The sequence below is a fragment of the Microcystis protocystis FBCC-A270 genome (assembly GCF_050500235.1).
Lineage (GTDB): Bacteria > Cyanobacteriota > Cyanobacteriia > Cyanobacteriales > Microcystaceae > Microcystis > Microcystis ichthyoblabe_A.
In genome coordinates this window covers 4,257,031-4,269,052 of record NZ_CP191407.1, presented here as the reverse complement: position 1 = coordinate 4,269,052, position 12,022 = coordinate 4,257,031, and the positions used below count along the sequence as shown (strand labels likewise).

The window sequence follows — 12,022 nt, the reverse complement described above, 5'->3', positions numbered from 1 at the left end:
GAAAAGCTATCTTTAGGGATTACAATATTGACAATACATCGGATCGGCGGTTTTTTCACCGTTGGGAAAGAGTTTTTCCTCTCGATAATCACACCTTTGACAACCGTATAGTTCCAGTTTAATTAAAGAGGTGGGAAAGTGACATAAACCACAGGGTAAACCCGATGTTCTTTCGATAATATCAAACCCCGGACAACCACAATTAGGACATAATTGATTGAGTTTTTGAACAAGATTTGCTGTCGCAGCTGCAATTGCTTTCATCCGCGTGGGATTGTGCATAGCGCGCATATCGGTTTCTAGGTGTACTTTGCCGTTTTTGTCAAGAATATCTTCAACAATTTTAACGAAATTTTTCTGGTCAGTAATTCCCTTAAAAATATGCTCAGAGTCGAGAGAATTTTTATCAAACATCACCACTAAACCATGACTAGGAAACCCTATTTTTTCGGCAAATTCTAAAGCAGCTGCTAGATTAGTGACAGTTTGGTGAGCGTGATTAGTTTCCGTGACTATTGCTTGACCAATTATTTCTAGATTATGGACTCGATCGAGCAATAAAATCAATTCACGATTACAGGAAACTAACGGCAAGTTGGGATAGGGATAAAAACTACCCTCACTAGCAATTCCGATATCGTATCCCGAAAGCTCGATCGCTTGTTGTGCCTTCCTGCGAGCGGTTTCAATTTGTGTCCCGATGCGCTTAATATCCCGGGTAAAAGTGCCAAAGCGATCGGTATTAAAATTATCGGGTACAATCACCTTAAGGCCTATTTCTTGCGCTAAAATCGGTGCAATCACCCGCTCTTTTCCGTGCATAGTCCCTAAAATTGCTATCCGATCTTGAAACATCTTTTCTTGAAACATCTTGATCAAGGAAAAAGTAAAAAACAGCAATCAGCGAAAAGAAAACGGCAATTTCCTACTTAAGACTGTCCACTTAAAACTCACATCTGATAACTGATAACTGATAACTGATGGTGGGTTACGGCGAATACTAAATAGGTGGTAAAATATCTAAATTATTGTCGCCTAACCCACCCTACGCTAACTCACATCTGATAACTGATAACTGATAACTGATAACTGATAACTGATGGTGGGTTACGGCGAATACTAAATAGGTGGTAAAATATCTAAATTATTGTCGCCTAACCCACCCTACACTAAGTTTCTGGGGTTTTTCCCTGAGCTTGTTTTAATCTTTCTGCTGCTGTTTCCATGACTTCTGCAAAGTTTTCGAGAATTTCGCCGGGGTGTGCTTCCAGGATTTTTGTGGATAGGGAAATGCGGTTTTTATATTCGTCAATTTCCGCGACTACCACTTGAATTGCTTGACCAACTTTAAAGAAAGTCATGGGAGAATTAAAAGAGGCTCCTGTCACCTGTTTAGCATGGAGTAATCCCGTCACTCCACCGCAATCGACAAAGACACCGTAGGGTTGTAATTTAACCACAGTGCCACTTAATAATTTACCCACAGCTAATTGACTGATAGCGTTAGCGCGAGCAATTTCTCGCTGAGATAAAACTAATTTATTATTTTCTTGATCGATTTGAATAAAAGTTGCGGTTAAAAGTTGTCCGATCAGGGAATCTAAATCATTTTTTTCGATTAAATGGGAGCGAGGGATAAATCCTTTTAATCCTTCCACTTCTCCCGTCACTCCCCCCTTATTCACCCCCGTGACGCGCAGCTGTACCGACTTGCCACTTTCAGAGATTTCCCTGACATTTTCCCAAGCTTTTTGTAGTAATAATTGCCGCAGAGACAGGGTAACTTGTCCTTCCGCGTCCTGTCCACGGGTAATCAGAAAATCGAATTCTGCACCTATGGGTAAAGCTTCAGCAATAGAAATAACATTTTCGAGGGAAATTTCCCTTAAAGGAATAAAAGCGGAGGATTTGCCGCCAATATCGATGAATGCTCCATCGGAGGTGTGTTGATCGACTCTCCCGCGCACGATTTGCCCTTTTTCAAATTGATAATCGTATTGATCAAGAGCTTTGGCAAAATCGTCCATGGAAAAGGCTGGGTTCGGTGTCATGATAAATAGAATAGTTACAAGTATGATTTCGAGCTGCTTCCAGTGTAAGCTGAAGCTTGAGGAGTCAGACCATTAAGATTTAAGAAGGCTAAATAACTCTAGCACATGACCCCAGGCAGATTTGGCCGCCTTAGCATTATAACTAGCCCTTTGGTCGCAGAAAAAGCCATGGTCGGCGTTTTCATAGCGGAAAACTCGATGGGGGATTTGATAACGGGTTAATGCGTTTTCTATCTCATCCACTTGCTTTTGAGGAATACTGGTATCCAACACCCCGAAAAATGCGTAGATTGTCCCTTTGATTTGGGGAGTCACCTTCACTGTCCCTTGACCACCCCCGGGGGTTCCCGTGGTGATTCCTGCACCGTAAAAAGAGGCACTAACTTTGATATCCTCTAGAGTGGAGACAAGATAAACCACATGACCACCAAAACAAAAACCGATCGTGCCGACACCGGTTTTTTGCACCTGTGGCAAACTATAAAGATAATCGATGGTGGCTTGGATATCGCTGATTAATTCGGCTGCTTTGGTTTGTTCTTTGTACTGACGACCGATTTCGATATCTGCCATACTGTACCCCGTTTCAAAACCGGGAGCAAATCGCTGATAAATGGCAGGAGCGATCGCTATATAGCCTTCTTGGGCAATTCTGCGGGTGACATCGCGAATATGGTCGTTTACGCCGAATATTTCCTGAATTACGATAATTGCTGGATAAATTCCCACTCGATCGGGAATGGCTAAATAAGCATCTATGTCAATATCTTTGTTAGAAATCGTAACAGTTTGCGTATTAATAGTCATAATTTTCTCGGTAAAAAGCGAATTGGTGTTAGGGTGTTAGGGTTGTAAGGTGTTAGGGTTTTAGTTAAAATTGCCCACTTCCCCATTTCCCCACTTCCCCATTCCCCCATTCCTCAAATTAAAACAAACTTTTCCAAGGCCGCGGCCACCCCATTTAAGTCTACACTGGGGGCAACCCAATCGGCTTGATCCTTAACAGCTTGGGGAGCATTACCCATGGCAACACCGACACCCGCATAGGTGAGCATAGAAACATCATTAAAATTATCACCGATCGCCATGACGTTTTTAGGTTGTAATCCTAGGATATCTTCGGCCAAAAATTGGGTGGCGCTTCCCTTGGTAGCCTCAACGTGGGTAACTTCAAAAAAAGTCGGACTCGATTGGGTAAAGTATAAATCTTGATTTTGATAGCGTTGCTGTAAATGCTGCCAAATCTCGGCGATAAATTGCTTATCTTCCCCCATGGCCAGGATTTTAGTAGTTTTGTGGGCCACTTTGCGTAAATCTCCCACTGCTTCGGCAATAATACCCGATCGCTGCCGATAGAATTCCGTTTCCGCGTTTAATTGCCGCACATAAAGCACATCGTCCATATAAAAATTAAGGGAGATTTTCTCCTTCCATTGGGGTTGTTCGAGATAATCTAAAAGATCGATCGCCAAGTCGGGGGAAATAGGGGTATGTCGATGGTGAACTTGGGAAACAGGGTCTTGAATCCAAGCGCCATTGTAAGCAATTATAGGTAAAGTGGATTTAAGGCGTTTATGAAAGCGTAAAGCCGAGCGGTACATCCTACCAGTGCCAATAGCGACGGGAATCCCCTTTTTTTGGACGGAAGAGACAGCTTGCACCACGGCCGGATTAACCTGATTGTTATCCCCGGCGATCGTTCCATCCACATCGACAACGATTAAGCGAATATCCACAGTCTTTTCCCATTCAACGGTAACAGTTAATAGTTTGCCACTTCCCCCATCAAAAAGGGTAAATCTTGGTATTGTAAAGTTTTGTAAAAAATATATGCAAATGACTGCAAACAACTGCTAATATTATGGTTAGTACAAGTTTACGTTGCAGTTCACATGAAACTATCAGATTATGCTAAGAAAAAAGGGATCAGTTATGACACTGCTTGGAGAATGTGGAATCGAGGGCAGTTACAAGGAGAACGTCTTCCTACAGGAACAATTATTATTTTTGAAGATGACCGTTCTTGCGGTGAAAATAAAGTAGCTATTTATGCGCGAGTTTCTAGTTCAGAAAATAAATCTGACTTAGAGACTCAGGCAAAAAGATTGGAAGCTTATTGTATTGCGAAAGGCTATCAAATTGTTCGAGTAGTTAAAGAAGTAGGAAGTGGAGTCAATGATCATCGAAAGCTATTATTAAAACTTCTAGAACAAACTGATTATAATTTGATTGTCGTAGAACATAAAGATCGTTTAAGCAGAGTAGGGTTTAATTATCTGAAAGTTCTTTTAACTCAAACAAATAGAGATCTAGAGGTCGTTAATCTAGCAGAAGAAAGAAAAGACGATTTAATGCAAGACTTCCTGAGCATAATTACCTCATTTTGCGCTCGATTATACTCATTAAGACAACGAAATAGAAAGATAGAATGTTTAATTAAATGCCTTGAGGAGAATGATGAAATTAGTTCAAAAACATCTAATTAAATTTAATCACAAAAATTATTCAGTAATTGATAAATTAGGATTTTTATCGAAGAATCTGTATAATTGTGCTGTTTATTTAAACCGTCAAGTTTTCTTTTCACATCAACCATTTTTAACAATGACTGAGTTACATCATGCCTTAAAAATGAGTCCAGATTATCAAGCCTTACCCGCCAAAGTAAGTCAGTTAGTATTAAAGCAAGTAGAAAAAACCTTTAAATCCTACCAAAAAGCGAAAGAACAATACAAAAAATCGCCAGATAAATTTACAGGAGAGCCTAAGTTGCCAAGATACAAAGACAAGGAAAAAGGTAGAAACGTTTTAACTTATAACTATCAAGCCATTTCTAAAAAAGCGTTGAAGCAAGGTTTAATCAAGCTATCAGGGACTAATTTAGAATTTAAAACTAATTTAAAGAAAGTCTTAGAGGTCAGGATTATTCCTAAATTGGGTGCTTATTGTTTAGAGATTGTCTATGAACAACCATCCTCATCAAGTCAAGAGGGAGAAAGATATGCTTTTATCGATTTAGGCTTAAATAACCTAGCTGCTGTTACCTCTAATATTCCCGAATTTCAGCCAACTTTAGTATGTGGAAAAGCCTTAAAATCCTGCAATCAAAAGTACAACAAGACACTAGCTAAACTCAAATCGGAATTACCCAGTCTCCAGAAGACCAGTAAAAGAATACAAGGTTTAACTTTAAAGCGTAATTGCAAGGTGGATTATTACCTCCACACCGCTAGTAAATATATTATTGATAAATTACTAGCTCATCAAATTAACCTTTTAGTTATTGGTCATAATCAAGGCTGGAAACAAAACATTAATATTGGAGATAGAAATAACCAGTCATTCGTAAATATTCCTCATTCAAGGTTTATCGAACAACTTACCTATAAAGCAAATTTAGTAGGAATAGAGGTCAAAACAACTAATGAAAGCTATACCTCTAAATGTAGTTTCTTGGACTTAGAGTCTATTCAAAAGCAAAAAAGCTATTTAGGCAAGAGAATTAAAAGAGGACTATTCAGAAGCTCGTCGGGTTATTTCTATGGAGCAGATATTAATGGTTCCTTAAATATTGGAAGAAAGGTAGTCGGAGAGGCCGCCTTTAGCGGGAATCCGATAGAGAGGTTCGTAGTTAACCCAGTACGGGTCAAAGCGTACAAAGCTAATTCTAGATGCAATATTTGCCTACAGAATTAGTAACTATTCAGCCAAGGCATTGTTAAAACCCGATGACTCTGGATGGGTAAGATAGGGATAGAGAATTCCCCAAATAACCATCGAGATAGTCGATCTGGCTAGAATTAAACTAGCCAGATCGAGACAGAGCTTAATTCTTTCAGCTAGGGGCATTTTAGCCCGCAATTCCGCCTCCGATTCGGGACGATGGATAATCCGGACGGCCACCGCACCGATCGCCGTCCCTGTACCGATAATGATGAGGGTGCGTCGCTGCAAATTCCCGATTCCTAAGCTGGATAGATGCGAATACGGCGATTCGGTTCCTCTCCGAAGCTATCGGATTGGAGACGGTAATGTTCCACTAATTCGTGCTGCATTTTCCGCACTTTCGCCGAGCGGGGCAGTAACTCCACCGGTTGGCCGGTAGGAATAACGATTTGTTCCACCGCTAACCGGGCCTCCTCCAAAGCTTCGATCTCGTCATCACTACCGCTGCGGGCAAATAAACGCAGATCCGCACCTTCCTGATTCATCGGGTCATCAATGCCCAAAATCCGCTTTAAACCGCGAGAAATTTGGGGCAGGGTATTGGATTTGATGCCGTGGATGGGAATTTGTCTTACTTTGGCAATTTGCCGCAATTTTGACTGATTTTTAACGTGGGAACGCAGGGCCAGCACCGCATCGGCCTCCTGTAAATCTTTGGTCAAAACGATCGGCAAATCTAGGGCCTGTACTACCTGCTCGATCGGAGCGCGACTGACTCCGTAGGGATAGACATAAACCGGCCAATCTTCGCCATTGGGACCGGGGACGCGGACTTTTTCCGTTTCCGGTTCTTCCTGCAGCCAAGATTGTTCGAGGAGGCGATCAAAATCGTTTTCCCGGTTGAGAGGGCCCGCAGGGAAACGGGCCACGGGGGTCATCCGGCCATCGGCCCGCCATCCCTTGGGTTTATCCATTTCTGGCAGATAATTGCCGCGCAAAGGGGTGAGGTTTTCCGGTTTTGGTTCTTCCTGAGCGACCTGTATTTTTCCCTCCTCATCTACCCAACGGATTTGGGCAATTGCTTCCCGTCCCCGCAGCAGTTGGTCGATAGTGGTGGATACGTCCCCGTGAATCACCCAGCGCTGACGTTCCAACATTTCGATGGCAATCTCAAAGGTGGGGGGTGCTTTGCGTTCTAAAACGGTCTTCTGAGAACCCCGGCGGCGTGCTTCTTCGTCTCCGAGAGTTACTGCCTGAATTCCCCCGACTAAATCCGATAAAGTCGGGTTTTTAATTAAATTTTCCAATTGATTGCCGTGGGCCGTTCCCACTAACTGCACCCCGCGTTCGGCGATCGTGCGAGCGGCCAGAGCTTCTAATTCCGTACCGATCTCATCAATCACGATTACCTCTGGCATATGGTTTTCCACTGCTTCGATCATGACCTGATGCTGTAATTCCGGACGGGACACCTGCATCCGACGAGCGCGACCGATGGCCGGATGGGGAATATCTCCATCTCCGGCGATTTCGTTGGAGGTGTCGATAATTACTACCCGTTTGTTAAGATCGTCGGCTAAAACTCGGGCTATTTCCCGGAGAGCGGTGGTTTTTCCTACCCCCGGACGACCGAGCAGCAGCAGGGATTTTCCTGTTTCCACTAGGTCGTTAATCAGGGTGATCGTACCAAAAACAGCCCGACCGATACGACAGGTTAAACCGATAATTTCCCCGTCTCGATTGCGAATGGCACTGATCCGGTGCAGGGTGCGTTCAATCCCGGCGCGATTATCGCCGCTAAAACTGCCCACCCTGGCGATCGAATACTGGATTTCTTCTTTTGAGATCGGTTCGTCTCCCAGATCGATCGCCCCATCGGGAAAACGCGCTTCTGGTATGCGTCCCAAATCCATAACTACTTCGATTAGTTGATGCTGCCGCGGGTGTTCCTCGATTTTGCCGCGAATCCGAGCCGGTAGAATTGCCAAGAGTTTGTTTAAATCGTCGGTCACTGGCATCCGAGAGGAGGGTAGGGTTTCTGGCATTAATAGTAAAGGGTTTTGGCGATAATTGGCCGTTTTTATTTCCAAGATTTTCTTGGGGTCTAACACATTTATGGGTTAGTTGTCAATTAAAAAAATATTATAGTTTTTTGACCAAGGCTAGGCTTTTAATTGAGCAACCACCATAGAAGCGGCTTTAAGGGCTTCTTTGTAGGCTTGGGGGTCATTTTCAAGGTTAAGCTGGTCTAAATGCTCTAAAATTGGCAAAATCAATGAACGGGCGTAACTTCCATAGGCAATACCAGCGATTTTTTTTCTCAGTCCCAGTTGCTGTAATTTGGTCACGGTGTGGTCATTGGTTCCCCCGGCTAACTGCACAAATCCGGCTAGATTGCTGGAAAGGACTTTTTTGGCCATATTAATGGCCGGGTGGGTGGTCCCTTTGCCGATATCGCCGCTCATCGGTCGGCCGTCCGTCTGCCAAATCAGAGGACAGCTTAGGGGTGAAATGGTTTCTCGCAGATAGTGGAGGTGATCAATGATATATTCATCATCTTGGCAACTTATGGCCAGGATTTTTAGGTTTTTAGTTAAAGGTGCGATCGCTTGCCAGAGTCGAGCAAATTCCTCTCCATGACCGACTTGGGTATGAATTTCGATCGCATCTACTCCCATTTCGATAATTAAGGGGATAATTTCTGCGGGTTGACAGACACGGGATCTTGTCTCGATTATCTGCTCTGGACAAACGGGTAAACAGCGACCGCAACCATAACAGCGCTGTTCAATCACTCCCCCCCCATCAATAGCATAAGCGGGACAGATTTTTTCGCAGGGACGGGGACAATCGACCGGACAGAGTTGCGGGTTAAAGACAGCTTTGCGAAAGTGGGGATCTTCACCGTCATTGAGACTGACCATTAACCAAGGTCGTCGATTTGGGGAGAATCCGGCGATTTTTTCCGCCGTTTCGATGCCTTCCTTGGCCGCAAGGATCACGGCTCGATCGGCAGCCACATCAATACAATCGGCCCCGGCGATAGTATAGGCCAAGGCGAGGTTGCGAATCGTGGGCAAATCTTGGTAACTAGCTCCACAGATGAGCTTGAACCAGTGACCCGCAACTAGGGACTGTAAGGGAGAGGGGTTTTTATCTAGCACTTTTTTATCCTATCGCGCCCAGCCCCTAAATGTCAGCCTTGTGCTGCTCTGATTCTGACTAAAGAATGATTATTAATTCTTTTTGGACGCACTAAGTCAGAAACGGTAAGTAAAACCGATTTATTCAACAACTTCATTGTTTTGTTAGCAGCAAGTCAGCGAAGGGCGGTCGTCTTCCTTTATATTCTTGATGTATAATGATAGTTATATAATGTCAACAGTATTTTTAGATGATTTTTGAGATATAATGACGGATAGGGAACTAGGACAGCGTATGCAGAAATTACGAGAAAACGCTGGGTTAACTCAAAGAAAACTAGCGGAACGGTTAGGTGTGACAGTGCAAACCGTAAGCAATTGGGAAACAGGCTACAGGGAACCGAGAATGAACCCATCTCAAACATTAAAGCTATGTCAATCCCTTAACTGCTCACTTGCACAACTAGCTGGAGCGATCGCACCATGCCAAGACAACTGACATATTTAGGTATCCCCAATCTCACCAGCGATCGCAATTAAAGAAAATATAGGAGACAGAAAATGGCTAACGAAACCGTTACTTATTCCCTAGAAGCTGTTCTGACAAGGATCGAGGGGAAAATAGACTCCCTACAAAGAGATGTCAATCAAAAATTCGACAAAATCGATGAACGGTTAACCAAAGTAGAAATAGGACAATCGGAGATCAGAGGGGACATTAAAGCTTTAGATGAGCGACTAACTACGGAAATTAAAGGACTAACGACACGGGTTGCTTATCAGGAATTTACCAACCGGGGAATTTTTATCGCCCTAGTTGTCGCCATTTTAGGAGGGGCTGCTAAACTTTTTGGTTTTTTTCCCAATCCCTGACAGCGATCGCCATCGGTTAGTCCGAGGTTGACACTAAAGACCTAAACCAAGTTCTAAAATCCAGTTGATTCTTTTTGGACGAATGCCATCGGCCTCTACATTGAACTATAAACCCAAACGCTGCTTTTGACGGGCTTTATAGGAAGCTAACAGCCAGATAGAGCCAGAAATCAAAGAAGGAGCAAGGACGAAAAAAGTGGCCATGGTTACGGGATGTTCCCGGGCCCACACCCAATAAATCATCACGGCAAAAATCAAGCCACAGTAAGCTAGTCCTAGAAAGGGGATGCCAATGACTAAAATGGCGAATCGAGTATCTTTATCCATAAAATATCGTGATGGCATCGAAAATTTGGCTGATGGGTTCCGCTTGTCCCTATCTTTACTTATAATCTTCCTTCTGGGATTGCTTGGGGAAAAATAAGGTATTTTTTAGAATTAGGCGCTGATTATTGGGAGGCCTTCCTTGCCGAAAGAAAGATTAGATTTATTATTGGTAGCCAAAAATCTCTGTGATTCCCGTCAACAGGCACAGCGATTAATTCGCGCTGGAGAGGTGAAAGTCAATCACCAAATCATCGATAAACCGGCCACAGAAATCGATCGGTCAGCGGCGATCGAGGTTAAGCAGAAACTGCCCTATTTGTCAAGGGGGGGCGAAAAATTAGCCAAGGCCTTAGAATTGTTTGCCATCGATGTCAGCGATCGCATTTGTTTAGATGGAGGCATTTCCACGGGGGGATTTACCGATTGTCTCTTGCAAAAAGGAGCAAAACAGGTTTATGGGGTCGATGTGGGTTATGGACAAGTGGCCTGGAGTTTACGGCAGGATCAACGAGTTATTTTACTAGAAAGAACTAATTTTCGCTATTTAACCCCAGAAAAGTTATACGGACAGGAAAAACCCGCCGATTTAGCAGTTATGGATCTGTCCTTTATTTCCCTGACCAAAGTTTTACCGACCCTGTGGACGCTATTAAATCCACCGCGAGAAGCGATTTTATTAGTCAAACCCCAATTCGAGGTGGGACGGGAAAAAGTCGGCAAAAAAGGGGTAGTTCGCGACTACCAAGACCAAGCAGGGGCAATTTTTCAGGTTTTACAGGCCGCAGAAGTCTTAGGATGGTTCTATCGGGGTTTAACTTGGTCTCCCATTACCGGACCTGCGGGTAATGTCGAGTATCTTCTCTGGTTGTCCACCGATACTGGCCAAGTTAGTCCCAGTTTAGCCGCGATCGCAGAAATCACCCAAGCAGCGATCGAACAGTTTTAACCCCAGTGTTTTGTCAAGGCAGTGGGGAGATTTTCAGAAAAACCCTTGACAAATGGCGAGACTTGCTTTATACTTTATGTATAATGGGAATCCGTTTGCCCATATATATAGGGTTTTTGAGGGAAGATAAGAGAGAAAAAAATAGACTCAAAAATCGGGTTGGGTAGGAAGAGGATAAAGGTATGAAGACGGAAATTTTCCCTCCCCGACAAGCATTAAACCCACCTTCCGCACTTCTTAACATTCAATTGATAATTTTTACTAATACATTGCTTACAACCCTTTGCCAGTAAAGATTGTAGCTACAAGGATCGATTTTCATCAAGGTGAAGAATTGTAATTTGTTTTCTCAGAAAAAATCAATTATTGAAAATGTTCTCAATAGTAGTTTCTACAATGAAGCTTTTTCGTCAAAACATCTTGGGGAATGTAAAAATATATAAAGGTATATGAAGATGTGCGGAATGTCGGATTAAACAAAGCATTTCTGAGAGTCAAACCGAATCTTTGTCAGGTAGAGAAGTTTCAAGTATTCTTACATACAAAAACGATGATCGGGCAGTTCAATCTATTGGAAAATGGGAGAGATAACCCGAAAAATTCTTGTTAAATCATGTTAAGTCCCGTAGAGACGATTAAAATTCTCGAAAATCATCCCGATCGCACTTTTCCAACTGGTGAAGTTATTTTTGCCGATGGCACGGAGGGCGATTTAATGTACGGTATTCTTAGTGGAGAGGTGGAGATGTATATCAAGGGGCAATTGATAGAAACTCTACAAAAAGGGGACGTATTCGGAGCAGGAGCGCTCCTGCACCCAGATAAACTGCGAGAATCCACAGCTATCGCCAAAACTGATTGTAAATTAGCCTATCTCAATCAACCGCAGTTTTTATTTGCCGTGCAGGAAACCCCCATGTTTGCGATCGAAGTATTAAGAAGTTATTCCGATCGCTTTCGCAAGTTAAAAAAAATCTTCGCCGGTGAAGCATAGAGGAGCAAAGGAAAGCCATACC

14 protein-coding genes are annotated in these 12,022 nt (G+C 43.2%); 6 read left to right on the top strand and 8 right to left on the bottom strand.

The window, feature by feature from the left end; translation table 11 throughout:
* Positions 1 to 12: 12 nt before the first annotated feature.
* From ACQY1X_RS20865 to ACQY1X_RS20850, 4 genes are all read right to left on the bottom strand, one after another.
* Positions 13 to 870 (bottom strand): DUF6671 family protein, encoded by an 858-nt coding sequence (locus ACQY1X_RS20865; RefSeq protein WP_042790682.1) that lies wholly within the window; start codon positions 868 to 870, stop codon positions 13 to 15.
* A gap of 299 nt (positions 871 to 1,169) precedes the next feature.
* Positions 1,170 to 2,027 (bottom strand): S1 RNA-binding domain-containing protein, encoded by an 858-nt coding sequence (locus ACQY1X_RS20860; protein WP_002737055.1) that lies wholly within the window; start codon positions 2,025 to 2,027, stop codon positions 1,170 to 1,172.
* A gap of 96 nt (positions 2,028 to 2,123) precedes the next feature.
* Positions 2,124 to 2,858 (bottom strand): dienelactone hydrolase family protein, encoded by a 735-nt coding sequence (locus tag ACQY1X_RS20855; RefSeq protein ID WP_430013483.1) that lies wholly within the window; start codon positions 2,856 to 2,858, stop codon positions 2,124 to 2,126.
* 113 nt (positions 2,859 to 2,971) lie between these two features.
* Entirely contained in the window at positions 2,972 to 3,787 is an 816-nt protein-coding gene (locus ACQY1X_RS20850; RefSeq protein ID WP_430015097.1) for a Cof-type HAD-IIB family hydrolase, read from the bottom strand.
* Between the two features lie 156 nt (positions 3,788 to 3,943).
* Between ACQY1X_RS20850 and ACQY1X_RS20845 the strand changes: the two genes are divergently transcribed.
* Positions 3,944 to 4,537, top strand: coding sequence for an IS607 family transposase (locus ACQY1X_RS20845; protein ID WP_430015096.1), 594 nt, complete (start codon positions 3,944 to 3,946; stop codon positions 4,535 to 4,537).
* Positions 4,509 to 5,747 carry an RNA-guided endonuclease InsQ/TnpB family protein gene (locus ACQY1X_RS20840; RefSeq protein WP_430015095.1) on the top strand — a complete coding sequence of 413 codons (1,239 nt, stop codon included), beginning with the start codon at positions 4,509 to 4,511 and terminating at the stop codon, positions 5,745 to 5,747. The genes ACQY1X_RS20845 and ACQY1X_RS20840 overlap by 29 nt, the downstream gene beginning before the upstream one ends.
* 3 nt (positions 5,748 to 5,750) lie before the next feature.
* Here the strand turns inward: ACQY1X_RS20840 and ACQY1X_RS20835 are convergent, their stop codons facing one another.
* From ACQY1X_RS20835 to ldpA, 3 genes are read right to left on the bottom strand one after another with little or no spacing between them, the layout of a single operon-like run.
* Positions 5,751 to 6,005 (bottom strand): hypothetical protein, encoded by a 255-nt coding sequence (locus ACQY1X_RS20835; protein ID WP_430015094.1) that lies wholly within the window; start codon positions 6,003 to 6,005, stop codon positions 5,751 to 5,753.
* Between the two features lie 11 nt (positions 6,006 to 6,016).
* Positions 6,017 to 7,828, bottom strand: a complete 1,812-nt coding sequence (locus ACQY1X_RS20830; protein WP_430015093.1) for a R3H domain-containing nucleic acid-binding protein — start codon at positions 7,826 to 7,828, stop codon at positions 6,017 to 6,019.
* Between the two features lie 51 nt (positions 7,829 to 7,879).
* Positions 7,880 to 8,881, bottom strand: a complete 1,002-nt coding sequence (gene ldpA / locus ACQY1X_RS20825) for a circadian clock protein LdpA (RefSeq protein ID WP_130756436.1) — start codon at positions 8,879 to 8,881, stop codon at positions 7,880 to 7,882.
* 247 nt (positions 8,882 to 9,128) lie between these two features.
* Between ldpA and ACQY1X_RS20820 the strand changes: the two genes are divergently transcribed.
* Positions 9,129 to 9,359, top strand: a complete 231-nt coding sequence (locus ACQY1X_RS20820; protein ID WP_016516364.1) for a helix-turn-helix domain-containing protein — start codon at positions 9,129 to 9,131, stop codon at positions 9,357 to 9,359.
* A gap of 62 nt (positions 9,360 to 9,421) precedes the next feature.
* Complete coding sequence (locus tag ACQY1X_RS20815) at positions 9,422 to 9,733, top strand: DUF4164 family protein (protein ID WP_002737935.1); 312 nt, start codon at positions 9,422 to 9,424, stop codon at positions 9,731 to 9,733.
* Positions 9,734 to 9,838: 105 nt separating this feature from the next.
* On the opposite strand, the gene ACQY1X_RS20810 is transcribed toward ACQY1X_RS20815, so the two are convergent.
* Complete coding sequence (locus ACQY1X_RS20810; RefSeq protein WP_002736250.1) at positions 9,839 to 10,060, bottom strand: hypothetical protein; 222 nt, start codon at positions 10,058 to 10,060, stop codon at positions 9,839 to 9,841.
* 139 nt (positions 10,061 to 10,199) lie between these two features.
* On the opposite strand from ACQY1X_RS20810, the gene ACQY1X_RS20805 reads away from it, so the two are divergent.
* Both ACQY1X_RS20805 and ACQY1X_RS20800 read left to right on the top strand, forming a co-directional pair.
* Positions 10,200 to 11,006 carry a TlyA family RNA methyltransferase gene (locus ACQY1X_RS20805; RefSeq protein ID WP_024969913.1) on the top strand — a complete coding sequence of 269 codons (807 nt, stop codon included), beginning with the start codon at positions 10,200 to 10,202 and terminating at the stop codon, positions 11,004 to 11,006.
* 613 nt (positions 11,007 to 11,619) lie between these two features.
* Complete coding sequence (locus tag ACQY1X_RS20800) at positions 11,620 to 12,000, top strand: cyclic nucleotide-binding domain-containing protein (protein WP_430013478.1); 381 nt, start codon at positions 11,620 to 11,622, stop codon at positions 11,998 to 12,000.
* The last annotated feature ends 22 nt before the right edge of the window (positions 12,001 to 12,022 follow it).

Coding starts and splice junctions, on each gene's coding strand:
- ACQY1X_RS20865 (WP_042790682.1), bottom strand. CDS start 870: ATGTTTCAAGAAAAGATGTTTCAAGATCGGATAGCAATTTTAGGGACT.
- ACQY1X_RS20860 (WP_002737055.1), bottom strand. CDS start 2,027: ATGGACGATTTTGCCAAAGCTCTTGATCAATACGATTATCAATTTGAA.
- ACQY1X_RS20855 (WP_430013483.1), bottom strand. CDS start 2,858: ATGACTATTAATACGCAAACTGTTACGATTTCTAACAAAGATATTGAC.
- ACQY1X_RS20845 (WP_430015096.1), top strand. CDS start 3,944: ATGAAACTATCAGATTATGCTAAGAAAAAAGGGATCAGTTATGACACT.
- ACQY1X_RS20840 (WP_430015095.1), top strand. CDS start 4,509: ATGAAATTAGTTCAAAAACATCTAATTAAATTTAATCACAAAAATTAT.
- ACQY1X_RS20820 (WP_016516364.1), top strand. CDS start 9,129: ATGACGGATAGGGAACTAGGACAGCGTATGCAGAAATTACGAGAAAAC.
- ACQY1X_RS20815 (WP_002737935.1), top strand. CDS start 9,422: ATGGCTAACGAAACCGTTACTTATTCCCTAGAAGCTGTTCTGACAAGG.
- ACQY1X_RS20810 (WP_002736250.1), bottom strand. CDS start 10,060: ATGGATAAAGATACTCGATTCGCCATTTTAGTCATTGGCATCCCCTTT.
- ACQY1X_RS20800 (WP_430013478.1), top strand. CDS start 11,620: ATGTTAAGTCCCGTAGAGACGATTAAAATTCTCGAAAATCATCCCGAT.